General features: G+C 47.3%; 23 protein-coding genes and 1 pseudogene. 13 read left to right on the plus strand and 11 right to left on the minus strand.

The window, feature by feature from the left end:
- Positions 1–20 precede the first annotated feature (20 nt).
- The 3 genes from NDI44_RS03235 to NDI44_RS03245 all read right to left on the minus strand — a co-directional run bounded on the left by NDI44_RS03235 (position 21) and on the right by NDI44_RS03245 (position 3,271).
- Entirely contained in the window at positions 21–1,838 is a 1,818-nt protein-coding gene (locus NDI44_RS03235; protein ID WP_190412343.1) for an ATP-binding protein, read from the minus strand.
- 2 nt (positions 1,839–1,840) lie between these two features.
- Positions 1,841–2,206: a response regulator gene (locus NDI44_RS03240; protein ID WP_190412344.1), complete on the minus strand. Its 366-nt coding sequence runs from the start codon at positions 2,204–2,206 to the stop codon at positions 1,841–1,843.
- Between the two features lie 105 nt (positions 2,207–2,311).
- The gene (locus NDI44_RS03245; protein ID WP_190412345.1) at positions 2,312–3,271 is read right to left on the minus strand and encodes a diguanylate cyclase; all 960 of its coding nucleotides are present in this window, start codon (positions 3,269–3,271) and stop codon (positions 2,312–2,314) included.
- 251 nt (positions 3,272–3,522) lie between these two features.
- Here NDI44_RS03245 and NDI44_RS03250 point away from each other — a divergent pair, with 251 nt between their 5' ends.
- On the plus strand, positions 3,523–4,521 hold the full coding sequence (locus NDI44_RS03250; protein ID WP_190412346.1) for a LysR family transcriptional regulator: 999 nt from the start codon (positions 3,523–3,525) through the stop codon (positions 4,519–4,521).
- An 80-nt stretch (positions 4,522–4,601) separates the two neighbouring features.
- The gene (locus tag NDI44_RS03255; protein WP_190412347.1) at positions 4,602–5,675 is read left to right on the plus strand and encodes an anthranilate phosphoribosyltransferase family protein; all 1,074 of its coding nucleotides are present in this window, start codon (positions 4,602–4,604) and stop codon (positions 5,673–5,675) included.
- A 188-nt stretch (positions 5,676–5,863) separates the two neighbouring features.
- On the opposite strand, the gene NDI44_RS03260 is transcribed toward NDI44_RS03255, so the two are convergent.
- The 4 genes from NDI44_RS03260 to NDI44_RS03275 all read right to left on the minus strand — a co-directional run bounded on the left by NDI44_RS03260 (position 5,864) and on the right by NDI44_RS03275 (position 8,372).
- Complete coding sequence (locus NDI44_RS03260; protein ID WP_190412348.1) at positions 5,864–6,799, minus strand: MBL fold metallo-hydrolase; 936 nt, start codon at positions 6,797–6,799, stop codon at positions 5,864–5,866.
- 8 nt (positions 6,800–6,807) lie between these two features.
- Positions 6,808–7,200: an aspartate 1-decarboxylase gene (panD, locus tag NDI44_RS03265; protein WP_190412855.1), complete on the minus strand. Its 393-nt coding sequence runs from the start codon at positions 7,198–7,200 to the stop codon at positions 6,808–6,810.
- 201 nt (positions 7,201–7,401) lie between these two features.
- Positions 7,402–7,917, minus strand: coding sequence for an inorganic diphosphatase (locus NDI44_RS03270; RefSeq protein WP_190412349.1), 516 nt, complete (start codon positions 7,915–7,917; stop codon positions 7,402–7,404).
- Between the two features lie 263 nt (positions 7,918–8,180).
- Complete coding sequence (locus NDI44_RS03275) at positions 8,181–8,372, minus strand: hypothetical protein (RefSeq protein WP_190412350.1); 192 nt, start codon at positions 8,370–8,372, stop codon at positions 8,181–8,183.
- 333 nt (positions 8,373–8,705) lie between these two features.
- On the opposite strand from NDI44_RS03275, the gene NDI44_RS03280 reads away from it, so the two are divergent.
- The 4 genes from NDI44_RS03280 (at position 8,706) to NDI44_RS03295 (ending at position 11,465) form a co-directional block, all read left to right on the plus strand.
- A complete protein-coding gene (locus NDI44_RS03280; RefSeq protein ID WP_190412351.1) occupies positions 8,706–8,903 on the plus strand; it encodes a hypothetical protein in 198 nt (65 codons plus the stop codon).
- A 120-nt stretch (positions 8,904–9,023) separates the two neighbouring features.
- Positions 9,024–9,527, plus strand: a complete 504-nt coding sequence (locus tag NDI44_RS03285; protein ID WP_190412352.1) for a DUF4112 domain-containing protein — start codon at positions 9,024–9,026, stop codon at positions 9,525–9,527.
- A gap of 120 nt (positions 9,528–9,647) precedes the next feature.
- Positions 9,648–10,610 (plus strand): alpha/beta hydrolase, encoded by a 963-nt coding sequence (locus tag NDI44_RS03290; RefSeq protein ID WP_190412353.1) that lies wholly within the window; start codon positions 9,648–9,650, stop codon positions 10,608–10,610.
- A 354-nt stretch (positions 10,611–10,964) separates the two neighbouring features.
- Complete coding sequence (locus NDI44_RS03295; protein WP_190412354.1) at positions 10,965–11,465, plus strand: DUF4278 domain-containing protein; 501 nt, start codon at positions 10,965–10,967, stop codon at positions 11,463–11,465.
- Between the two features lie 94 nt (positions 11,466–11,559).
- Here NDI44_RS03295 and NDI44_RS03300 read toward each other — a convergent pair whose 3' ends face one another.
- Positions 11,560–13,623: a pentapeptide repeat-containing protein gene (locus tag NDI44_RS03300; protein WP_190412355.1), complete on the minus strand. Its 2,064-nt coding sequence runs from the start codon at positions 13,621–13,623 to the stop codon at positions 11,560–11,562.
- A gap of 184 nt (positions 13,624–13,807) precedes the next feature.
- A pseudogene (locus NDI44_RS03305) lies at positions 13,808–14,101 on the minus strand (DUF433 domain-containing protein).
- A 121-nt stretch (positions 14,102–14,222) separates the two neighbouring features.
- Here NDI44_RS03305 and NDI44_RS03310 point away from each other — a divergent pair.
- Positions 14,223–15,260 (plus strand): hypothetical protein, encoded by a 1,038-nt coding sequence (locus NDI44_RS03310; RefSeq protein WP_190412356.1) that lies wholly within the window; start codon positions 14,223–14,225, stop codon positions 15,258–15,260.
- Positions 15,261–15,315: 55 nt separating this feature from the next.
- Here the strand turns inward: NDI44_RS03310 and NDI44_RS03315 are convergent, their stop codons facing one another.
- Positions 15,316–15,579, minus strand: a complete 264-nt coding sequence (locus tag NDI44_RS03315) for a transporter suffix domain-containing protein (RefSeq protein ID WP_190412357.1) — start codon at positions 15,577–15,579, stop codon at positions 15,316–15,318.
- A gap of 91 nt (positions 15,580–15,670) precedes the next feature.
- Positions 15,671–16,516 carry a carbohydrate ABC transporter permease gene (locus NDI44_RS03320; RefSeq protein WP_190412358.1) on the minus strand — a complete coding sequence of 282 codons (846 nt, stop codon included), beginning with the start codon at positions 16,514–16,516 and terminating at the stop codon, positions 15,671–15,673.
- A gap of 140 nt (positions 16,517–16,656) precedes the next feature.
- On the opposite strand from NDI44_RS03320, the gene NDI44_RS03325 reads away from it, so the two are divergent.
- The 6 genes from NDI44_RS03325 to folE all read left to right on the plus strand — a co-directional run bounded on the left by NDI44_RS03325 (position 16,657) and on the right by folE (position 23,234).
- The gene (locus NDI44_RS03325; RefSeq protein WP_190412359.1) at positions 16,657–17,352 is read left to right on the plus strand and encodes an aldehyde oxygenase (deformylating); all 696 of its coding nucleotides are present in this window, start codon (positions 16,657–16,659) and stop codon (positions 17,350–17,352) included.
- Positions 17,353–17,441: 89 nt separating this feature from the next.
- Complete coding sequence (locus NDI44_RS03330) at positions 17,442–19,028, plus strand: B12-binding domain-containing radical SAM protein (protein ID WP_190412360.1); 1,587 nt, start codon at positions 17,442–17,444, stop codon at positions 19,026–19,028.
- 164 nt (positions 19,029–19,192) lie between these two features.
- Positions 19,193–20,218, plus strand: coding sequence for a long-chain acyl-[acyl-carrier-protein] reductase (locus NDI44_RS03335; protein WP_190412361.1), 1,026 nt, complete (start codon positions 19,193–19,195; stop codon positions 20,216–20,218).
- A gap of 188 nt (positions 20,219–20,406) precedes the next feature.
- Entirely contained in the window at positions 20,407–21,390 is a 984-nt protein-coding gene (gene accA / locus NDI44_RS03340; RefSeq protein WP_190412362.1) for an acetyl-CoA carboxylase carboxyl transferase subunit alpha, read from the plus strand.
- 299 nt (positions 21,391–21,689) lie between these two features.
- Complete coding sequence (locus NDI44_RS03345) at positions 21,690–22,415, plus strand: SDR family oxidoreductase (protein ID WP_190412363.1); 726 nt, start codon at positions 21,690–21,692, stop codon at positions 22,413–22,415.
- 114 nt (positions 22,416–22,529) lie between these two features.
- Positions 22,530–23,234, plus strand: coding sequence for a GTP cyclohydrolase I FolE (gene folE / locus NDI44_RS03350; RefSeq protein ID WP_190412364.1), 705 nt, complete (start codon positions 22,530–22,532; stop codon positions 23,232–23,234).
- The last annotated feature ends 53 nt before the right edge of the window (positions 23,235–23,287 follow it).

A 23,287-nucleotide genomic window follows, 5' to 3' on the forward strand; every position in this document is an offset into this window, starting at 1 on the left:
TAGCCACTCGCTATTAACTATTAACACGGAAGCGTTACGGTAAAAGTTGTTCCTAACCCAACTTGGCTATCCACCGCTATCTTGCCTCCGTGTATTTCTACGCATCTTTTGACAATTGCCAGCCCTAAGCCAGTTCCAGGAATTTTGCCAACATTTTTGGCTCGATGAAATGTTTCAAAGAGCCGCGCTAAATCTGCTGGAGGAATGCCAATTCCTTCATCTCTAATTTGGAAAGTTGCCTCTCCGTTCTGGCAAGTCAAGCCAAAATGAACGATGCCACCTTCGGGGGAATATTTAATTGCATTTGATAACAAATTATTCAGGATTTGTCGCAGCAATTTTTCATCCATAGAAACGATTGTCTCAAATTCGTTTTCAGTGACGGTTAAACATTCCAGATTAGAACCTTGAAGAGAGTAATTATCAGTATTTAAATTTTCAAGTTTGAATTGCGTTTGATTACTGACAAAATTTATCTCGTGCTGATTGCTAGCACTCAGTTGGATTTCTTCTACCAAATTACGGCAGAATTCTGTTAGATCGAGGGGGACTGGATTAAATTCTGATTTCCCGGCATCTGCTCTGCCGATTAAAAGCACATCTTCTAACAGGTCGGTCATATTTCTAACGATGTCTTTAATCCGCAGCAAATATTTGCTTTTTTTCTCCTGAGACCATTCATTAGAGCAATGTTCTAACATATGGGCAGAAAGAGAAATTGAGGTCAGCGGATTGCGAAATTCGTGGGAAACCATTGACACAAAGCGAGATTTCAATTCACCCAATTGTCGCTCTTGTTCCAACGCCTTGTGAATTTCTTCTTCTGCTTGCTTGCGAACGGTGATGTTGCGAATAATGCTAGTAACGAGAAATCCTTGCGGGGTTTCGATGTGGCTGAGGCTGACATCTACGGGGAACTCAGTGCCATCCTTGCGTCGGGCAAATAGCTCAAACCCCACTCCCATCGGTGGGACTTGAGGTTCACAACAGGAATCAGTGCGTTCTCGATCGTGTACGCGCCGGATGTAATCGGGTAGCAACATCTCCAGAGTATTGCCAAGCAATTCATCGCGCTCATAGCCAAACATTTTCTCAATTTGAGTGTTAACGAGAACGATGCGATCGCTTGCGCCAACAATCGCGATCGCGTCTGGTGCTGCTTCTAGAAATTGCCGGAATTTTTCTTCGCTTTGTCGGAGTTGGGCTTCTGCTTGCTGATGCTTGACAATTTCCTGTTGCGATCGCTCATTTGTCTCCTTTAACTCAGCATTGCGCTGTTTGAGATCCCACGAGAGTTGTCGCGTCCGCAACAACATCTTCACCCGCGTCTGCAACTCCATCTTCTCGATGGGGATTGTGACTAACTCATCAACACTCTTCCACGGGTGTCGAGTCATCAACCCCACATCCTGACGAGGAACGATCAACAAAAATGGCAGAAAAACTGGTAATTCAGTGGCTTTTCTAGCTTGCACCTCTTCCCAAAACTGCTTTAGAGCCACGCTATCTAAGACGCATAGGTCAAAAGCTGTGTTCAGGATTAAAGACTGAGGGCTAAGCGGTAAGGGTAGAACAGTACCCTGCCCGTGCTGAGTGCTGAGCAGCGCAGCCAGGGTGGGGAAATCCCGTTCCGGCTGAGAACTGAGAAGACGCCAATTTATCCCATTTCTACAGGACTGAGGATTGAGTAAAATTTCTCTGTTGTGTTCCTGCTCCTTAGCTCCTCGGCTCCCCGTCTCTTTTTCGTCAGGTAGCAATACTTCGTGATGCCCAGCAAGCCACTCTGAGAGCAGGCGGCGGTTTTCTTTTTGCTCTACAAGCAACAAAATCCGGCTCATACTTAATCTCTTAGTAGACTGCGAACGATCACTAGGAACTTTTTGACGACTAGCGGTTTAACTAATGTACTTTGCATTCCGTGAGCTAGGTTTTGCTGCTCAATCGCGACACTTTGCTTAGGCAAGAGTATTAGAAAGGGTATTTGCCGATCCCGAATTCGTTCGCAGCGTTTCCAAACACGCCGGTAAAAACCGTCTATGTCCACCAGCGCCAAACCGATTGCTTTTGACTGGCATAGGGCTAGATCGAGTGCCTCTAAAAGGTTAGCACTTTTGACACAATCCCCTTCTTTGCCGAGGAATTGAGCCACAAGTTCCAGGTAGCACGGGTTTCGCTCTGCCGCCAAAATAAACGGTCGCTCCTTCAAATTTCCCCCTTTGTTTTGGGTTCTCTCTAGTGCTATCGTAATTCAGTCATAAGTGCCGTGATATGGCTCACAATGGCTCAATATTCAGTTATTTGGATCTTGAGGTTAGCCTGAAATCGGATAAATTTTGAAGCGATCGCTTCCTTCCTCTTTTGCTACAGATAGCATCTTTTGCGCCTCAGCAATCAAGGCTTGTGGGGTGGAATTTCTCTCAGGAATTAACGTGGCAACCCCTAAACTGATAGTTACTCGGTCGCCAATCGGAGAATTCGCGTAGGAAATGTTTACATCTGCCACATTTAAACGCATTGCCTCTGCCACGACAATCGCCCCAGAGCGATTGGTATCGGGGAGAAGTGTCACAAATTCTTCACCCCCATATCGGGCGACAACGTCTCCACATCTTTTCACAGCAGCACTTAAAGCTTTTGCAACTTCTCTCAGACAATAATCGCCTCGCTGAAGTCCGTAGGTATCCTTAAAAGCTTTAAAAAAATCAAGATTAATCATAATCAACGACAGAAACCTTGCCTCTCTTGCTGCACGTCTCCATTCCCGTTCTAAAATTTCTTCAAAATGCTGGCGATTAGCAATTCCTGTCAGCGCGTCTCTAAAAACTAAGTCATCTACCTTTGGGTTAGACTTCTGTAAATTGGGTGCCGCTTTTAATAGCCGGTTGTCGCGGGCTTTCCCAAGCTCAAATTTAGATCTGTGTTTCAAAATCGAACTAACTCGCGTCAGTAGTTCTGCTTTACCGATGGGTTTGATCCGATGATCGGCAGCGCCAGCGATCAGTGTAAACTGCCAGTCCGTTGAGCCAGACTGGTTAGAAAGCATCAGAATGGGAATTGCCTCGTGCCGCAGCCATTCGCAAATCCGACTGTCTAGACTACAGATATCTACGATAGCGAGACTGATTTGTGCAGAATGTCTCAAAGCTTGCTCAAACTCCTCCAAGCTGTCAGCGGTGAGGATTGGATATCCTTCCTGAATCAAGAATTGTGCGATCAGTTGCAAGTTGTGGTGGTTTCGGCTGGCGACTAGGAGCGATGTTTGTTTCTTCATGCTGATTCATCAGAGAGTGCTAAGGGGTATCTTTTTCATCACTCATTTTGATGCGATGCCGTAGGCGATCGCTTCGCTGAGTATACGATTGGCGTATATCGTATTTATTTCCAAGGGTTTTCCCGTTCATGCTATGGTAAGACCCGCTTGTGCCACCCTGACTAAGCTGCTGTATCAAGCCCTACCAAAACAGTTAAGCAAATCCGCTAAATTCATTTCATCGGCTTTAAATGTAATTTAGGCTACATATCATGCGACTAGAGCAGTTGCAAGCCTTTCTAGCAGTTGCTGAAACCGGCAGTTTTCAGCAAGCGGCGCGAAAGTGTGGGTTCACTCAGTCCACTATTAGCAGGCAAATCCAGTCTCTGGAAACGGATCTCGGTATTTCCCTGTTTCATCGCACGGCTCAGGCAAAGCTAACAGTCGGAGGCGAACGCTTTTTGCCCCGCGCCCGCAAAATTTGTCAAGAGTGGCAACAAGCCACGCAAGAATTAGCAGACTTGTTGGCAGGAAAGCAACCCGAACTCTGTGTAGCGGCGATTCACTCGGTTTGCGCCCAATACTTGCCGTCCGTGTTGCAGCAGTTTTGCCGAGATTACCCGGCGGTGCAGCTGCGGGTAACTTCGCTTGGAAGCGATCGCGCTCTCAAAGTTTTGCGAGACGGAATGGTCGATGTCGCGATCGTGATGAATAACCGCTTTTTAACGGCTAGCCCGGATATGGTGGTCGATGTCTTATACAATGAACGCATCGAAATCTTGATGGCGGCAAATCATCCCCTGACTAAGTACCAACAGGTGCCCTGGTCAGAACTCGTTCACTACCCGCAAGTGGTATTTAAGGATGGGTACGGGATGCAACGCTTGGTACAAGAGCGATTTTTGCGGCAAGGCGCTAATCTTCAGGCGGTGATGGAGTTAAATACGCTTGATGCCTTTCGCGGTGTTGTGCGGCAAGGAGAATTGATTGCCCTTTTGCCCCAGTCAGCTTTGGTAGATGCTCGCCAGGATGCAACGCTGGCGATTCGAGTCATTGATTCCACACCCGCGCCAGGGACGCCAAACTTAGCCGACTCGCTGGCAGATCCCAGCTTGTCTCGTCAGGTAGTGATGGTAACAACGCGCGATCGCTTGCTGATTCCCCCCATTCAGCACTTTTGCCAGATGGTACGCGAGTTAGTCCCGATGCAATTTGCAGGAGCGATTGGCAACACAATAATCTGTTCGGATGCTTCTATACCTGTTAACTAATGGTTAATGGCTATTGCAAAAAATCTTTTGGGAATTAGCCATTCGCAAAAACTGATAACGATTGACTACGACAAAATACTATGAGTAATGAGTTCAGGGAAATTCTGCGAAAAGTGGGTAGTGGCGTCCATACGGGCGAAAATATAAGTCGCTCCGAAGCTGAGGAAGCGACACGGATGATGCTCCTACAGGAAGCAACACCAGCGCAGATTGGAGCATTTATGATCGCCCATCGGATTAAGCGTCCCACCGGCGAAGAATTGGCAGGGATGTTAGACGCTTACGACGCACTAGGGCCAAAACTGCAACCCATCGACTCAGAACGCCCGGTTATCGTTCTGGGGACGCCCTACGATGGGCGATCGCGCACGGCACCCATAACGCCACTGACAGCTTTAATCTTGGCAACCACTGGACAGGCGGTGGTGATGCACGGGGGCGACCGGATGCCTACCAAGGAAGGCTTGCCACTGATTGAGATTTGGCAGGCGTTGGGTGTCAATTGGGCTGAGTTATCCCTCCCTGTCGTCCAGCAGGTGTTTGAGGCAACTCAACTCGGATTTGTTTATTTGCCCAAGCATTTCCCCCAAGCGGCAGGACTGGTTCCCTACCGCGACCAAATTGGCAAACGTCCCCCCTTTGCAACGATGGAGTTAATGTGGTGTCCCTATGCAGGGGAAGCTCACGTTGTGGCAGGGTTTGTCCATCCTCCCACGGAAGGGATGTTTCAAGACTCTTCGGCATTGCGAGGCAACCCCCAGTATTTCACAGCGGTGAAAGGATTAGAAGGTAGCTGCGATTTACCGCGCGATCGCACGGCGATTATTGGAACTTGGCAACCCGGTTCGTCTCCGCAACGCCTCCTGCTTCATCCCCGTGACTACGGCTTTGAGGGAAAGGAAGTTGCCCTAGACTCCGCAACTGAATTGGTACAAGAAATGCAAGCCGTGCTGCAAGGTAACAAGAGCGAACTTATGCAAGCAGCTATCTGGAACGGTGGTTTTTACCTATGGCACTGCGGTCTCGCCCCAGATTTATCATCCGGTTTGACTCAGGCAGAAACTTTATTGGGTAGCGGTCAAGTTGCCCAGAAACTACAGGAGATTAGTCGGGTGATTTCTTCTTTAAGTTCTTCAGTCTTCAGTAGTCGGTAGGAGGAGAATTAGGAAAAAGTTTTGAGTTTTGAGTTTTGAGTTTTGAATTTAAGAACTCTTTTGTCACTCATTCCTCTTTTCCTAAAGTAACAAAAGAGGGATCAAAACTCTGAATTACCAGCAAAAAGTTTTGAATTTTGAATTTAAGAACTTTTTTGTGGCTCAAAACTCTACACTCTCATGACCGATTACTCAACGGCTAAAATCATTCCTTCACGGGCGAGTAATCCATTCGGAAACGCCGACTGGATTTGTCCTTCTACTTGGTCGAGAAAGTCATCGCTGTAGTCTGGTTCGTAGCTAAACATCACCAATTTTTTGACGTTAGCCGCATCAGCGGCTTTAACGCAGGTTTGCCAGAAGGGATTTTCGCAGGGTTGAATCGCAAAGTCACCTGCATGAGAAGACTCACCGTTTGCCCCCAAACCTTGGTCTAGTTCCGGGGAAGTCGCATTGCAAATGAGTAAATCGGCTTCACGGGCTAAGTGCAGCAGATTTTCATCAAGGGCATTCGGATCGTTGTCTGCACCCGTAGCGTAAACAGCCGTGCGTCCCTGCCAGGTAACTCGGTAGCCTATTGTCCGCAGGGAATTGTTGGTTAAACAGGTTTCAATCGTGATATCGTCTACCGCGAGCGTCTCGCCGGGAGTTAGATCGTAGAACTGTAGTTCTGATTGCATCACCTGTATAGGGACTGGAAAATTCGGAGGCGTCATCTGGTCGCTGAGACTTTGTTGAATCGATGCTCCATCAGATCCTGCTGCCCCATAAATATGAAAACAATTGCCCTTAATAAAGGCAGGAACGAAAAAAGGAACGCCTTGAATGCGATCGCTTTGCGAGTCGGTAAAGAATACGTAAGCTTCCACCGGCATTTGACGCAGTAATTGATTACCCAGTAACCGCAAGCCGGTGCCGCCATCAAAAATTAATCGTTTGGAGCCTACCCGCATTTCCACACAGGGAGTATTGCCGCCGTAGCGAAGCGTCTCCTTGCCAGCGGCGGCAATTTTGCCCCGCACACCCCAAAACTGCACCACAAACTCTGCGTCAGCTTGGGTTGACTGACTTGCTGTGGGATTGGAGATTTGAGGATTTGGTGCCGCTGGTTCTTTTGAAGACATATATTCGCTCAAGAAGTTAGCTGCACGCTTAGCAGATCGTCGTAGCGGCGGACTTCTATTAACCGATTTTGCCCGTCTACGAGGACAACTTTAGGTTGATAAGTTTTCAGTTCTTCTGGGCTAAATTGCCCGTAGGTCATGATGATTAAGCGATCGCCCTTCATGCCCAAACGAGCCGCCGCACCATTGAGTTCGACTGCCCCTGAATTTGCCGGTGCCGCGATTGCATAAGTAATCAAGCGCTCTCCATTCGAGACATTCACGACTTGTACCTGTTCATAAGGTAGTATACCTGCGGCATCCAACAGGGTTCTATCAATACTGATACTCCCTACATAGTCAAGATTTGCCCTAGTAAGCGTGCAACTATGAATTTTTGATAGAAGAAGCGATCGCTGCATACAAGAAAGGTAATTAACACCATTGAGAAAGTGCAAGGCGCTGATTGCTTCTCCTGCTATGCCTGCACTTTCCTCATGTTGTATCTATCAGCACTAGGGTTCGGCGCATGAAAAGTTTTCTCAGCTAAAGCTGATTCTAACGTTCTCAAACCACTTCATCCCTCAATTTTTTCCTAGTTCGCTCACCTAGCGCTCGTAGACCTACCCTTTGCTGCCAGCTTTAATACATTGTTCCACCAGCGGCATCACTTTATCGACATCTTGCCAACCCAGAATTTCCGTGACCTTTTTCTCTAAATTCTTGTAGGTCTTGAAAAATTCTGCGATTTCGTCTAGTCGGTGTGGCGCAAGGTCTTTGAGAGATTTGACTTGGGCATAGCGCGGATCTTTGTCGGGAACGCACAGAATTTTTTCGTCCCGATCTCCCCCGTCAATCATCTCTAACATTCCGATAGGTCGCGCTTGAATAACACACCCTGGAAATGTTGGCTCTTCCATTAACACCATGCCATCCAGGGGATCGCCATCATCTGCTAGGGTGTTGGGTACGAAGCCGTAGTCATAGGGGTACTGCACCGAAGAATAAAGCACCCGGTCTAGGGCAAAGGCTTGTAAGTCCTTATCGTACTCGTACTTATTTTTGCTACCAGCGGTAATTTCAACCAGAACGTTAATGAGACCTGGTTTGGGTTGAGCAGGAATGCGTGTTAAATCCAAAACGTTTCTCCAGTTTCTCCAAGCAACACAAAGTATTGGGGGTGCCCTGATGTCAGTTTGAAGGCTGTAGAGGCTTAACGTAGTTACTTTACAGCCGCTACGAATCGCACCCGTTGTTGAAGGAGGAATCAGAATATTCCTCCTTCATCCTTCATCCTTTCAGATAGCCCTTGTGAGCATTCTACGGGAAGAAGGTCAACACAGAATCTTCTGTTTACCCAGATTCCAGGATTACGCGATATCCATTTGTTGTATCTTGAAGGTCAGTCTTCGGGTATCGGGATTGAATAGCTGGTTTGCTGCTGCAAGCTTTGAGCGCCGCTTGGAGAGTAGTGAGCGATCGCAAACACAGGTAAGGTCAAAGTCAACAAAGCAATTGCAGTTCCTAGTAACTCTGCCCACCTTTGCGGAGGAGGTTGGTCAGAAGAGTTAGAGGACTGGCTACTTAATTCCATAAAAAGATAATTGCAAACTCAACACGATCAAATGAAACAGTGAAAAGAGGGGAAATTTTGAACCTCCTCTGTTCTTAATTCTAGCGAGTTCTTCTAAGCTGTCTGTCGTCTATTAAACAATCTCAACCTATAGATAGGTGCTATCAAACACACTGATAGATGTCAACCGTCTTTGGGAATAGAAGATTGAAGCTTAAAAGGAGGAGAAATTTTAGGTTAGTTTAAACATTTAACTTGCAAGTTGTTAACTTGCAAGAATCGGGGCTGAATTCTAGTGCCCGACGAAGCTATGATGCATAAAAGAAGCTCACACCGGAAGATGGAGTGGTAGCCATGTACCTTCCCACTGCCCTTGCCGACGAACTCAAGCTCTACCTAGAGCAACTGGCTGATAAGGGAGAGACACAAGCGCAAACCCTGTTGACTCAAATCGAACAAGTTGCGACTCCTAGCTCAACGCTGACAACGCTAACGGATATAGAGCAAGAAATGTCTTCCACACCTCCAGAAGGGATGGGTTTGAGGTGTTGAACACTGATGCCAACAGCAAGACATTCCAATAGCAAGACGAAGCTTTGTTCCTTTTCCGTCAGTAGTAGGTGGTAACGATTTTTTCCCTATCCGCTACTCACTCCCCCATTATCGATTCTGATGTCTCAGCCTCCTCCCAAACCTCCTATAAGATCGACGGACGCCAAGTCAGCTAGAATTAAGCGCCTGCGATCGCTTACTTATATTCTGGATAATGCAATCGCGATTCCGGGAACTTCCTACCGCGTGGGCATCGATCCTCTACTTGGACTGCTCCCTGGAGGCGGGGATATACTAGGAAGTGCCTTGTCAGGCTATATCGTGCTGGAGGCAGCGCTGCTGGGTCTACCACGAGAAGCTTTGGTGCGGATGGTGCTAAATATTATTTTTGAGACTTTAGTTGGCACTGTGCCGGTGTTGGGGGATTTCTTTGACGCTACCTGGAAAGCGAATGCTAAAAACATGATGCTTCTAGAAGCTCATCTCGCTTCTCCTCGGCAGAGTCAAAAAGCAGATTGGTGGTTTATCATTCTGCTGTTGGGTGGGTTGATGCTCTTTGTGATTTGCATTGCTGCTTTCAGTCTTTTTATCCTGAATCTGCTGTGGCAAACGATAACTAAATAAAAATTAAAAATTAAAAACTTTAATTCGTTTCTCCTTTCCAATCTGAATATTTTTAATTCCTTGCAAGCAAAGTTTATTGGCTAACCCTTGAATTCGATTCTCAAGGGAATTGTACAACAGATGAGTAAGAAAGACTGGTGGGAAGCCACATTTCCAAACGGGCGTCAAACGATAACCATTTCTGATGCTAACGGGAATCCTGTAAAAATTGCTTATGGCGAAAAAGGTACAGGTAAACCGCTATTTTTAGTGCATGGAATGGCGAGCTGGAGCTACAATTGGCGTTACGCGATTGAGCCATTGTCACAACATTTTCGCGTTATCTGTTTCGATGCGAAAGGACACGGTTTTTCCGAGATGCCATCACACCCGGAAATACTCGGTCATCAATCGCTCGAACTAGAGCAGATCGTGCGAGCGTTATGCGATGAACCGGCTGTTGTGGTAGCCCTATCTTTGGGGGCATTAGTGACCCTCGCCACCGCCCAAGCGCATCCAGATTTGTTCGATCGATTAGTTGTAATTAATGTACCGATTTTCCTCAAACGATTGCCATTTTGGGGGATGCAGTTATTAGCAGATTTGCCGTTAGATTTAGTTAAGATAGCGGATCATCTGCGCGTGACTCAACTGTTTGCACCGCTACTGTGGCAAATTGTAGCCTTCGGGCGTCGGGAAGTTGTAGTGGATTGGACACGAATTACACCCGAAGAAGTTTACTGGATTACTTATCCGTATGTTGAATTTCCGAATGCTTTGACAAAAACTGCCGAGGATTTACAACACGCGGCGCAAGAAATACAGCGTTTGGTAAAGAATGAACCGAATTTAATTCGTAACGTACAAGATAACCTGAGTGCGATCGCGTGTCCGACTCTAATTCTCTGGGGCGATCAAGATCAATGGTTCCCAGTTGCTGATGGCAAAAAACTTCATGCCTGTATGCCCAGCTCTAAGTTTAAGATTATCCCCAACTGCGGTCATGATGCGGCGGGAAGTCACGCAGATGCGATCGCGTCCGAGATTCTTGAGTTTATGCGCGATACAGATTTTCTAAATTCAGAATCTTTGTATCGTTTTTAGCAGTAAAGTTACCCTAAGTGTTGTCCATTTAATTCCAAACTCCACTAGGTGCAGGGAAATCCCGCACCTACTAGCTTATATAAACAAAGTCCGCGCCGTCGCCAAAGGCAAGCGATGAGAGAGATGTGTCGCCGTATTGTTAGGTTGCGATCGCTTTCCCGCCAGTTATGATAGTTTCTTCTCTGCTTGGAACCTCAGCCAGTTCTTAAATACGACCGATTTAGGATTCAACTGTTCAACCAAAAGGATGAGCCAAATTAATCCACCAGTAGTAGGCTGATTAGTAATAATTCGCTTATATTTTTAAATACACTTCGCACTCTAGTTTCAGAGGTAACTTCAGAAGTGATAAATATGTCCTTGTCTTTCATCATGCCGCTAGCGATTACCCTACTAGCTGTCTATATACTTCAAAATTCTGCTGACGAAATTTCCTATCTCGCCGCCGCAATTTCTCTTGTTGGTTTATTTGTAAGTTTGGTTGTAGCGCCTTGGCAAATTCAGGTATTGCTGCTATTGGTCGTACTGCTAAGCGCAAGACGACTTTTGCAGCAATGTCAGCCTGTAGTCGATGCTCAATTTGAGGCTCAATCCGAACCTAAGATTGAGCCTCAATCTGAGTTTCAGGAAGACGACAAGACTCAACTCAGCTATCGCGGGATTAACTACGAATCCACCCCTTCAACCGTTGAAGTAGCAGAAGTTGAAGTTACAGGAAAATACCGGGGTCAGGTTTGTAAAGTCCGTAAAACAGAAAATATTCCGGTGTCTCAACCGACATCGGGATTAAAATATCGAGGCGCTACCGTGATTTCTCAAGCTTCCCCTACACCTCCAGTTGAAGAATCAAAATAAACGCCAGAATCTTAGCCACAGATACAATGCCAGGCATTGAGGGAATTTTGCTCTAAGCGACCTGCACTCAAAATATGTTGCCCCTCTGGTTGGATTATGCCAAAGCTAATAAGCTAGCGATCGCAGGCAACAATTTGTTACAAGCTTCAACTAATGTTGCAGCACTTGGCAAACTGGCGACTGTGCCTTTCAAAATCTTCATTGCCGTTTTTGCACCCTTTTGCATTGCTCCCTCGTTGGGATTTTTCCCAGCTTCCGCCAAGGCTTTAACTTGTTCTAATGTTTCAGCTTTATCTTCTTCGCTTAAGTTAGTATCTGCTTCAATTGCAGTTTGCAACTGAGTCAATAATTCCTTAATACTGGGTTTATCTGGTTCAGGTGAGTCGGGTAACTGATTGACTGTATTGCTTACAGCACCGCTAATTTGACCTAAATTGATGGTACTGCCTGTCATGTTGTTCATTTCACCTGTATTAACAAAGCTATCCGTAGCGTTAATACCTTGGTTCTTGTTATCTGTCATAGTTGTATTCTCTCCACTTGCGGTAATTGTTAGATTAGACAATAAATTACCCTGGTTACTGGGATTACTAGCTAATATCATAGTAATTTCTTTAATTTCTTTACTATGACGTTTCTCAGCTTCTAGCAGAGCAACTTGCTTCTGCGCCTCTAGTCTTGCTAGATACGGTTCTTCAAAATCATGCTGAACTTTACCTTTGTCGGTTTCTTGGGGAACTTCGATTGTAAGTAAAACATCATTCCCCTTTTTTTCAATCGCTTGAATTGAATCACGGGTAATTTCTGGGTTTTCCTCCATTAATTTCTGGAAAGCTATATTAAAAGCTTCTGAATTAATACCGTTTCGCAGAAGTATCTGCACGGTATTAATTATCTTTTTATATAGTTTTTCAAAATCACCGGGTTCAAATATTTTATCGGGATCGTGAGGGCGACGCTCTCTATCGCCTGTTAGAGGGTTAGGATGTTCGAGGAGATAAACATATCGACAATCGACTTGCTCTAGTCTTGTTGTCGAGTCGATATTCCATGTTTCCAAACAAGCACCAGTTAAGGAAGCATTAGTAAAAGCAGTACCAACTGACTGAGCTTTCGTCAAGTTTGCCCCTTCTAAATTAGCTTTTTCTAACGTAGCTTCACTGAGATCCGCTTCCTTAAGATTAGCCTGGTTGAGATTTACTCCGGCAAGATTAGCACCTTTGAGATTTGCACCCGCATAAGATTTTTTATAGCCATTACCACCGGCTAATAAATCTCTTACAGCAGCCTTAGATAGGATAGAATCACCGACTCTAGCACGGTCAAGTTTTTTGGCTTGATGCCAACGAGTCCGCGTAAGAATAGCACCTCGAAAATTTGTACTTTTGAGTATTGCTTGCGTGAAATCAGCATCAGTTAAATCAGCACCCCGAAAGTTCGTGCCACCTGTAGCAGCAAAGGCAACAGCAAAGGTGTAAACAAAGGCATATTTTCCATCCCCAGCTAAGGCACGCCAAGCCATATAGATACCCAATCCTGCCACTGCGGCTGCCGCTGCCACTGCCACTGCGGCTGCCACTGCCGCTACCGCTGCCACTGCGGCTGCCACTGCGGCTGCCACTGCCGCTGCCACTACCCCTGCCACTGCCCCTGCCCCTGCCACTGGCAGAGCCACTACCCCTACCCCTACCCCTGGCACTACCCCTACCCCTGGCACTACCCCTATCCCTGGCACTACCCCTGCCACTGCCCCTGCTACTGTCACTGTCACTGTCACTGCCACTGCCGCTGCCACTACCCCTGCCAATAGACCTTGACGGATAGTAACGATAAAGAAGACTGCTAGCACTATTAAGAAGACCACACCAGGAATAATAGTGGTTTCTTTGATAGTAGGAGTAAAAAAATATGCTGTAAAAAAGCTAGTTAAGAACGAGGTAAATCCTGATAGTGCTGACAAAAGTAATGAGACGATTACGAGAAAAGTTGCCCAACGTCGTTGCAATCCCGCTTGAGCGTGGCTGAAGTTTGCTCCTTTCAGGATGGCACCAGTGAAGTTTGCCCCGCGGATATCCGCGTGCGAGAAGTCTGCACTTGTTAAATCTTGCCCTTTGAAAGATTTGCCTCTGAGATTAGCACGGCGAAAGTCTTGAGCCATGTTCAGTTACAGAGAATTGGGAGAAATTTTAATACAGGCATAACATATCTGCCTGAAGAATGCTCATCTGTACAACTAAGATTATTACCTTCTGAAGTTGTCACTACGTCTATATCAGCGTTTCGTAAAGCCTGTATCAAAGCTCGCCTAATCATATCTTCATCCAGATATAAACGAATCTGACTCACTTCAGCTTACCCGCGATATATGTTGCTTGTAAGCGGTCATCCTCTGCCTCTTCCTCTGCCAAATACGCTTCTATTTCATCTTTACTAGCGTGATAATAAGCCAATGCCGCATAAACCTGGCCTAAAGTCAGAAATCCGTACTCATTGACTATTTCTTCTGCGCTCAATCCCTGCTTAGACAAAACTGCCATTTACTCGACAGAAACTCTCCTCGCTGCAATTCGCGGACGACCTCCACAGGTTTCTGGAGTACGCACAATTAATGTCCCGATGTCGGTGATAGTTGACATATTTACCTCTGTAAGACTTGGCTTATATTTTAACGTTGCAGCGATCGCGCTTTTGTGCTAGAGAGTCTGCGGCTACGGGTTGTGTCATAATAAGGCGATCGACCCCCATAGAGCGCTACTAATGGTGCAATCACCCGAATCTCCCAGCGAACTGGCTGCTGCCCTTCAGAACCCAGTCGATCTAAATTTCAATCTGCCCGATCCAGAGGATGAGCAGATTCCAGAGTTTGAGTTTCAGAAGCTGGTAGACAATGCTTGGCTGGTGTGCGATCGCTTCGACTTGCAGACGGAAATCTGGCGGGGGCGGATTTTGCGAATCGTGCGCGATCGAGAGAAACAAGGCGGTGACGGACGCGGTACGGGATTTCTCAATTGGCTGAAAGAACGGGAAATTAGTAAAAGTCAGGCATATTCCTTAATTCAACTGGCAAATAGTGCTGATACCCTCTTAGAAGAGGGGCATCTTGACCCGGAGGCGATTCGTAGCTTCAGCAAACGCGCCTTCATCGAAACCTCTAAGGCTTCCCCAGAAATCCAACAACTGGTGACTGATGCGGCAAATAAAGGCGATCGCATTACCAGGCGCGAAGTGCGGCAACTCTCCGACGAGTGGACAGCGATGAATTCAGAGTTGCTACCTGATGAAGTCAAGGAAAAGGCAGCTGCGGGTTCTCTTCCCCCTCGATTTCTGTCTCCTTTGGTGCGGGAAATGGAGAAATTACCAGAATCTCACATCAGCGCCCTGAAAGAGGAAGTCGCCGGGAACCCCGATGTCGATACGGTTAAACAGGTAACATCGGATGCCCGGAATTTATCTAAATACTTAGACGCCGCCGCTCAAGTTCAGGCAATTGAGCGCACCTCTATTGACGTGGAAATGGCATTAGAGGAAGCTTTGCGTCTGGGTTGTCTAAATACCGCCGCCGATATGGTGAAGCAGGCGGCGCAGCTAGAACAGACAATTGCCAAATTTTACATGACCTGGAAGCGGCTGGGCAGTCTGACCGATAGGCTGTATGTAGATACTGGTGCAAGTAGCCCTCATTTGCGATCGCTCCTTTCTTGCCTGGAACGCCTTGCGGGTGAAGTTGTGGAGGTGAGTTTGGATGATGAAGGCGATCGCACGATTCGCCTCAAAGTCATCGCAGATAACGCCTAAAACGCTCTCTTCAGAGGCGATTAATCGCGGTTCTCCAGAGATATCCCAAGATAGGTCAATTCGATCTCTTCTTGGGGCGGATCAATTTTTTAACCTTCCTCCAAATTGCGCCCGGATTCAAGTAAGCCCGATATTTGGTTGCGGCTTCTTTTCCGACTAGCACTAAACCCACCCAAAAGGCAATTTCTCCCACAACCGCAAGAATCGGAACTATTAGGGCTTTTTGGGCGATCGCTAGCGGTAGCAAGGGCACCACTAAGAGGATTGCCACCCAAGGCAGGAAAGAGAAAACAATTAAAAATATACCGAGTTTCTGCATACTCCTGATTGTGACAAACTGTAACAAGATTGACAGGATATATGCACACTATCTTGTAGGGATATAGAAGACATCCCCTGCAAGCGTCAGATTAATTCTTAATCCCCGTCGCCGCAATCCCCCGAATGAACTGACGCTGCCCGACGAGAAACAGTAACACGACAGGTACGGTAGCGATCGCAACAGCCGCCATCAGCAAAGGCCAATTATTCGTAAATTGCTCCTGAAACTCTGCCAACGCTAGCTGCACCGTCCTCAATTCCGGTCGCGTTGTAAAAATCAGGGGCTTAAACAAATCGTTCCATTCCCCAATAAATGTGAACAGAAACAGCGTCACCAATGCCGGACGAGACAACGGTAGCATCACCCGCCACAGAATTTGTAGGCGGTTTGCCCCATCCAGCGCCGCTGCTTCCTCCAACTCCACTGGAATCGTTTGAAAATACTGCCGCAACAGAAAAATCCCAAATCCATTCGCCGCCGTAGGTAAAATCAGCGCCCAGTAAGTGTTGATCAAGTGTCCCCACTTTAAAACCAAAAAAATTGGAATTACCAACAGTTGAAAGGGAATTACCAGCGTAGCCAAGACAATCAGCAGAATTGCCTGACGCCCCTGAAACTTCAGCCGCGCCAACGCATAACCGGCGAGTGCAGCGGTGATCGTCTGAAACCCAGTTACAGCTAGCGCCACTAGGGTTGAATTGGCAAATGCTAACAGAAAGTTGCCGCGCCTCCAAGCTTCGCGGTAATTGGCAAAGCCGGGGTGAGATGGAAAGAAGCTTCCTCCAGGTGTCGCACCCACTTTGTCAAAAGAGGTAAGGAAGACGATGCCAAGCGGTAGTAGCACGACACAAGCGCCCAGCAACAGCAATAGCGGGATTGCAAACTGGGAAAGCTGAGTGGCTGACAATCGACCCTGTGGATTTTTCTTAGGCATGAATACTTACTTAAATTGACTGATCCCGTTTGGCTCCAGGATAGGTACAGTACAATTATTAGATTAAGTTACGTTACTATTCCACAGAAATTTAGGTCGGTCTAGGATCGACCTATTCGTGAGGAGCAGACAGGAGATTTATGCCGTCGCTTGAAACCAGCCTAGAAATTGACTTCCACAGTGAAACCTACAAGGACGCCTACAGCCGCATCAATGCGATTGTGATAGAAGGCGAACAAGAGGCTCATGAGAATTACATCAAGTTAGCAGAATTGCTACCAGAAGATAAGGAGCAGTTAATCCGTTTATCCAAAATGGAGAGTCGTCACAAGAAAGGATTTGAAGCCTGCGGGCGGAATCTCGAAGTGACGCCAGATTTAGAATTTGCTCGCAAGTTCTTCTCCGGACTGCACCAAAATTTCCAAGATGCGGCAGCAGAAGGCGGGATTGTGACCTGTTTGCTGATTCAAGCATTAATTATCGAATGCTTTGCGATCGCTGCTTACAACATATATATCCCCGTTGCCGATGACTTCGCCCGTAGAATTACTGAGGGTGTTGTGAAAGATGAATACAGCCATCTTAACTACGGCGAAGTGTGGCTGAAAAACCATTTCGAGGAATCCAAAGCAGAATTTGAAGCAGCCAATCGTCAGAACCTTCCCATCGTCTGGCGGATGCTCAACGAAGTCGAAAAGGATGCCAGTATTCTGGGAATGGACAAAGAATCTTTAGTTGAAGACTTCATGATTCAATACGGAGAAGCGCTGAGCAATATTGGCTTCACTACCCGCGATATCATGCGGATGTCAGCCTACGGGCTTGCCGCTGCGTAGTATAACTTGTGGGGGATGTCAAGTCAGGTAGTGCAGAGTAAGAGTGGGGAATTGCCTGAAACCAAGTCATCTATTTGAGGACGGAGTCAATGAAGGCGCTTTTACTCTCCCCCACTTTTCCCCAGTCTTTCTGGTCATATGACCGTTTTATGGAAATCGCTGGACTCAAAGCGGTGATCCCTCCTTTGGGAATTATTACAGTTGCAGCACTGTTGCCAAAAGATTGGGAAATTAAGTTTTATGACCGCAATGTGAAGACTGAGACGGAGGCCGATTGGGAGTGGTGCGACATCGTTGTTCTATCGGCAATGCTGGCACAACGAGAAGATTTTCACTTTTTGATCAAAAAGGCTGTCGAGTTAGGAAAAAAAGTGGCAGTTGGAGGGCCTTATCCAACGTCCGTTCCTGAAGACGCTCTCGCCTCTGGAGCACATTATCTAATTTTGGATGAAGGGGAATTAACAGTACCGGACTTTCTGCAAGCGATCGCGCAGGGTCAAGAAAAAGGTGTTTTTCGCTCCATCGAAAAGCCGGATGTTACCCTAAGTCCCCTTCCTCGCTTTGATTTACTGAAGCGAGATGCCTACTTGATGATGGCAATTCAGTTTTCTCGCGGTTGCCCGTTTAACTGCGAATTCTGCGACATTATCAGCCTCTACGGTCGCAAACCGCGTACCAAAGAACCGGCTCAAGTGTTGGCAGAGTTGCAAAGCCTCTATGACTTAGGCTGGCGGGGTTCCTTATTCATCGTCGATGACAATTTTATTGGCAATCAGCGCAACGTCAAGCGCTTGCTAAGAGAATTGATTCCTTGGATGCAGGAACACAACTATCCCTTCACCTTCATGACCGAAGCCTCTGTTAATTTAGCAGAGGATGATGAACTACTACAGTTGATGAAAAAAGCCGGTTTTTACGCCGTCTTTCTCGGTATTGAAACCCCAGATCAAGACAGCCTGCAAGTCACTCGAAAGCTTCAAAATACCCGCAACCCGCTTTTAGAAGCGTGTCGCAAGATCAACGAAGCCGGAATGCTAATTTATGCAGGATTTATTCTCGGCTTCGATGGAGAACGCGCGGGTGCTGGCGATCGCATTCAAGCCTTTGTCGAAGAAACCAGTATTCCTCAACCCATGCTCGGCATTTTGCAGGCCTTGCCGAATACGGCTTTGTGGACTCGGCTCCAAAAAGAGCAGCGTTTATTAGAAGGAGTTGGCATCACCGAAGTTGGAGATCAGAATTCCTTGATGAATTTTACGCCCAGCCGACCTCTAGCAGACATTGCCAGAGAGTACGTAGAAGGTTTCTGGACAATGTACGAACCCCAGAACTATCTCAGACGCTGTTTTAATCAATGCCTCAACATCGTTCCACCGCCAGGAAGAACGCAAAATATGTACTTCCCGGCTGGCAAAGGACTGCGGCTAGTCGCCCAGTTAATTTGGCATCAGGGCATTCGGCGACCTGAAATTCGCGGTCAATTTTGGCGACAGCTTTGGCTGATTTTACGCCAAAAGCCTCAATTCCTAAATATGTATCTCGGCTTATGTGCCGCTGGAGAGCATTTTTGGGAGTACCGCCTTTTAGCCAGAGAACGGATTACCCAACAGCTCGGCTACGATCCGATCGCTACGCCAGCCTCAACCGAACAAAAACCCGCGCTTGTAAACGTCTGATCCGAGCTTTCCGCTCGCTAGAAGGCAAGAAAACAGCCATTTATCAATGTAAATCAACCTGCCGCTCAGAAGAGCGGCAATTTTTTGTACTATTGTTAAGAGTATTTAACTATTTTTTCCCTTCCACCTTCTTTTCCTATCCAGAGGCGTAGTTAGAACCATTCATGTTTGGTTTAATCGGTCACCTTACTAATTTGCAACACGCTCAATCTGTGGCTAGAGAGCTTGGCTACCCAGAATATGCCGATCAAGGGCTAGATTTTTGGTGTAGCGCTCCGCCTCAAATCGTCGATCACATCACTGTCACCAGCATTACCGGGCAAAAAATCGAAGGTCGGTATGTGGAATCTTGCTTTGTACCAGAAATGCTGGCCAGTGGGAGAGGTAAGACAGCAGTCCGGAAAGTTCTCAACGCAATGGCTCATGCTCAAAAACATGGCATTAACATTAGTGCGCTGGGCGGCTTTTCCTCGATTATTTTTGAAGAATTCAACCTGCATGAAAGTAAGCAGGTTCGCAATATCAAACTGGAATTTGAGCGGTTCACTACCGGCAATACCCATACGGCTTACATTATCTGTCGCCAATTGGAAGAAGTGTCGAAAGAGCTGGGCATCGATCTCAGTAAAGCAACTGTGGCGGTTTGTGGAGCTACAGGCGATATTGGCAGCGCTGTCTGTCGTTGGCTAGATGCTCGAACTGAAGTGCCAGAACTGTTGCTGATTGCCCGGAAGCAAGAGCGATTGCAAGCTTTGCAGGCGGAACTCGGCAGAGGCAAAATCATGGGATTGGAAGAGGCGCTGCCTTTGGCTGATATTGTAGTTTGGGTAGCCAGTATGCCCAAAGGGATGGAAATTGATCCCACGGTTTTGAAAAAACCTTGTTTGCTGATTGATGGGGGCTACCCGAAAAACCTGTCAACAAAAATTCAGCATCCGGGCGTCTATGTCGTCAATGGGGGGATTGTTGAGCATTCCCTGGATATTGACTGGCGGATTATGAAAATCGTCAATTTGATGGAAGCTCCGGGACGCCAGTTATTCGCCTGTTTTGCCGAATCGATGCTATTGGAATTTGAAAAGTGGCACACCAACTTTTCTTGGGGACGCAATCAAATTACCGTGGAGAAGATGGAGCAAATCGGTGAATCCTCCGTGAGGCATGGATTCCGACCTTTGTTGACTTATTAGTCAGGAGTCAGGAGTCAGGAGTCAGTTGATAGAAAAAGGCTAGTTATTTTTTGTCTAGTGTTACTTCTTTCTTTGACTCCTAACTCCTGACGGCTGACTACTGACAACTGACTGACTACTGAGCATTGTACGGGCGACACCCTATGCTCGTCGCTGCACTACTGACCACCGATCGCTGACTAGGAACTATGTCAACTTCTTCTGAGCGCAAGCCGTTACTTCTAGATTTTGAAAAGCCTCTGTCCGAACTAGAGGCACGAATTGACCAAATTCGCGAACTTGCAGAAGATCAGGACGTCGATGTCTCCGATCAGATTCGTCAGTTGGAGGCACGAGCAGTGCAACTTCGTGAGGAGATTTTCAATAGTTTATCCCCGTCCCAGCGGCTGCAACTGGCTCGGCATCCTCGGCGTCCCAGTACATTAGACTACATCCAGGCAATGAGCGATGAATGGATGGAACTACACGGCGATCGCGGTGGGAATGACGACCCAGCGTTAGTCGGCGGCGTAGCTCGTCTGGGTGGGCGTCCTGTTGTGATGCTGGGTCATCAAAAGGGCCGCGATACTAAGGATAATGTCGCCCGGAATTTTGGGATGCCTGCTCCAGGCGGCTACCGCAAGGCGCTGCGGTTAATGGAACACGCCAATCGCTTTGGAATGCCGATTCTCACGTTTATCGATACGCCGGGAGCCTGGGCGGGTGTGGAAGCCGAGCAACGGGGGCAGGGAGAAGCGATCGCCTATAATTTGCGGGAGATGTTCCGCCTGGATGTCCCGATCCTCTGCACCGTTATCGGGGAAGGTGGTTCTGGCGGTGCGTTGGGAATTGGCGTCGGCGACCGACTATTAATGTTTGAACACGCCGTTTATACCGTTGCGACCCCCGAAGCTTGTGCAGCAATTTTGTGGAAAGATGCTTCCAAAGCTCCCCAAGCAGCCACAGCACTAAAAATTACGGCTTGGGATTTGAAAAACTTAGGCATTCTCGATGTTCTGTTGCCCGAACCTGTTGGCGGCGCTCATGGCGAGCCGCTAAAGGCAGCTGCCATCTTAAAAGACGCTCTGTTGCAAAACTTAGAAGAACTCTCCCAGATGACCTCTCAACAGCGGCGGGAGCTACGTTATCAAAAGTTTCGGAGTATTGGCGTTTATACGGAAATCTCTGCCTAGCGGGGGTTTACCTTAGAAGACGCTGTGACGAGTGGTATAATCAACAAGGTAACAAATTATTACAAGTTCTCAGTTGAGAGGAGTTGTCTTTTAAGAAATTAGCGCTGAGCTGGCAAGCAATTAACGGCGATAGCGAATCGATCGTAGACAACGACTCAAAAAATGAGAACTGTACGTAGTAAGCGTTCCCCTAGGCGATCGCTTGAGCTTATTTTGCTTTCCTACAGGGTAGCCAAACCAAGTAGGAAAAGTAAGCAAAGAGCTGATGGCTACCTAATCAAAAAATACGGGAAGAATTGATGACTTCTCCAATCGAACGGCGTGCCTTGATTACCGGGGCCAGTAGTGGGATTGGCAAGGCGACAGCTTTGGCATTTGCGAAAGCAGGATTCCATGTGGCTTTAGTCAGCCGCTCTGAGTCTAAATTAGAGGCTGTCGCTGAAGCTGCTCGGAAGACCGGGGTGACAGCGAAAGCGTATGCCCTGGATCTAGCCGATATTGAGCAGGTAAGAGAAAAGGTCGCCGCGATCGCTGACTCCTTTGGCTCGATTGATGTTCTGGTGAACAATGCCGGGATGGGCTACACCGGCGAGATTATGTCAACACCTTTATCCGAATGGCAACAAGTGATTGACCTAAATCTCACCAGCGTGTTTCAGTGTATCCAGGGAATTTTGCCCTCGATGCGCGATCGCGGCTCTGGGATAATTATTAATGTGGCATCTATTGCCGGCCAGCAACCTTTTCCTGGCTGGGGTGCCTACAACGTTAGCAAAGCGGCTCTGATTGCCTTATCGAAAACCCTCGCAGCAGAAGAACGTGCCAAAGGCATTCGCGTTGTAACGATCTCTCCAGGTGCTGTCAATACCCCAATTTGGGACACAGAAACGGTTCAAGTCGAACTGAACCGTTCAGCCATGTTAACACCAGAAATCGTTGCCCAGTCGATTCTGCACATGGCTCTCGTGCCAGAACAGGCAGTGATTGAGGAATTAACCTTAATGCCGAACGCTGGCGTTTTATGAGTTGTAAGTTTTGAATGATGAATTAAACCCAAATTCATCACTCAACAGTCTCAAAAAATCCCTAACGAACTCATCACTCCGTTAACCACTCCAAACCCTAACAAAGACTGAATCATGACTACTGCTTCTTCCCACGGTTCTAATGGCTCTAACCCATCAGGCGATTTGAGCGCCAAAATTGCTCCGCCGCGACCTGACCGCAACACAATGAATGGTAGAGAACCCAATTTGCAGCCGCCTCCGGAAGAACTCAACGATGAGATGATGAGTGCTGTAAGGACGCTGCTACTGGGAGTGGGTGAAGACCCGGAACGGGAAGGCTTACTCAAAACGCCTAAGCGAGTAGCAGAAGCAATGCGCTTTCTCACCAGTGGCTATACTCAGTCGCTAGAAGACCTTGTCAACGGAGCTATCTTTGATGAGGGTCATAACGAGATGGTTCTTGTCCGGGATATCAATGTCTTTAGTCTTTGCGAACACCATATGCTGCCATTTATGGGTAAGGCGCACGTTGCCTATATCCCTAACCAAAAAGTGGTAGGTCTTAGCAAGCTTGCTCGGATTGTTGAGATGTATTCTCGCCGCTTGCAGGTACAGGAACGGCTGACGCGCCAGATTGCTGAAGCGGTGCAGACGATTCTTGAGCCGAAGGGAGTCGCTGTTGTCATGGAAGCTACCCATATGTGTATGGTAATGCGAGGCGTCCAGAAGCCCGGTTCTTGGACTGTTACCAGTGCGATGGTCGGCGTATTTCAGGACGAGCAAAAAACTCGTGAAGAGTTCCTTAATTTAATTCGTCACCAACCCGCTTTCTTTTAAGCGTTGTTGGCAGTAACAGCAGGGAGATTTCGCTCCTCATAAAGAGAAAACTC

The organism is Trichocoleus sp. DQ-A3 (genome assembly GCF_039961975.1).
In the GTDB taxonomy this organism is placed as follows: Bacteria; Cyanobacteriota; Cyanobacteriia; order Cyanobacteriales; family FACHB-T130; genus FACHB-T130.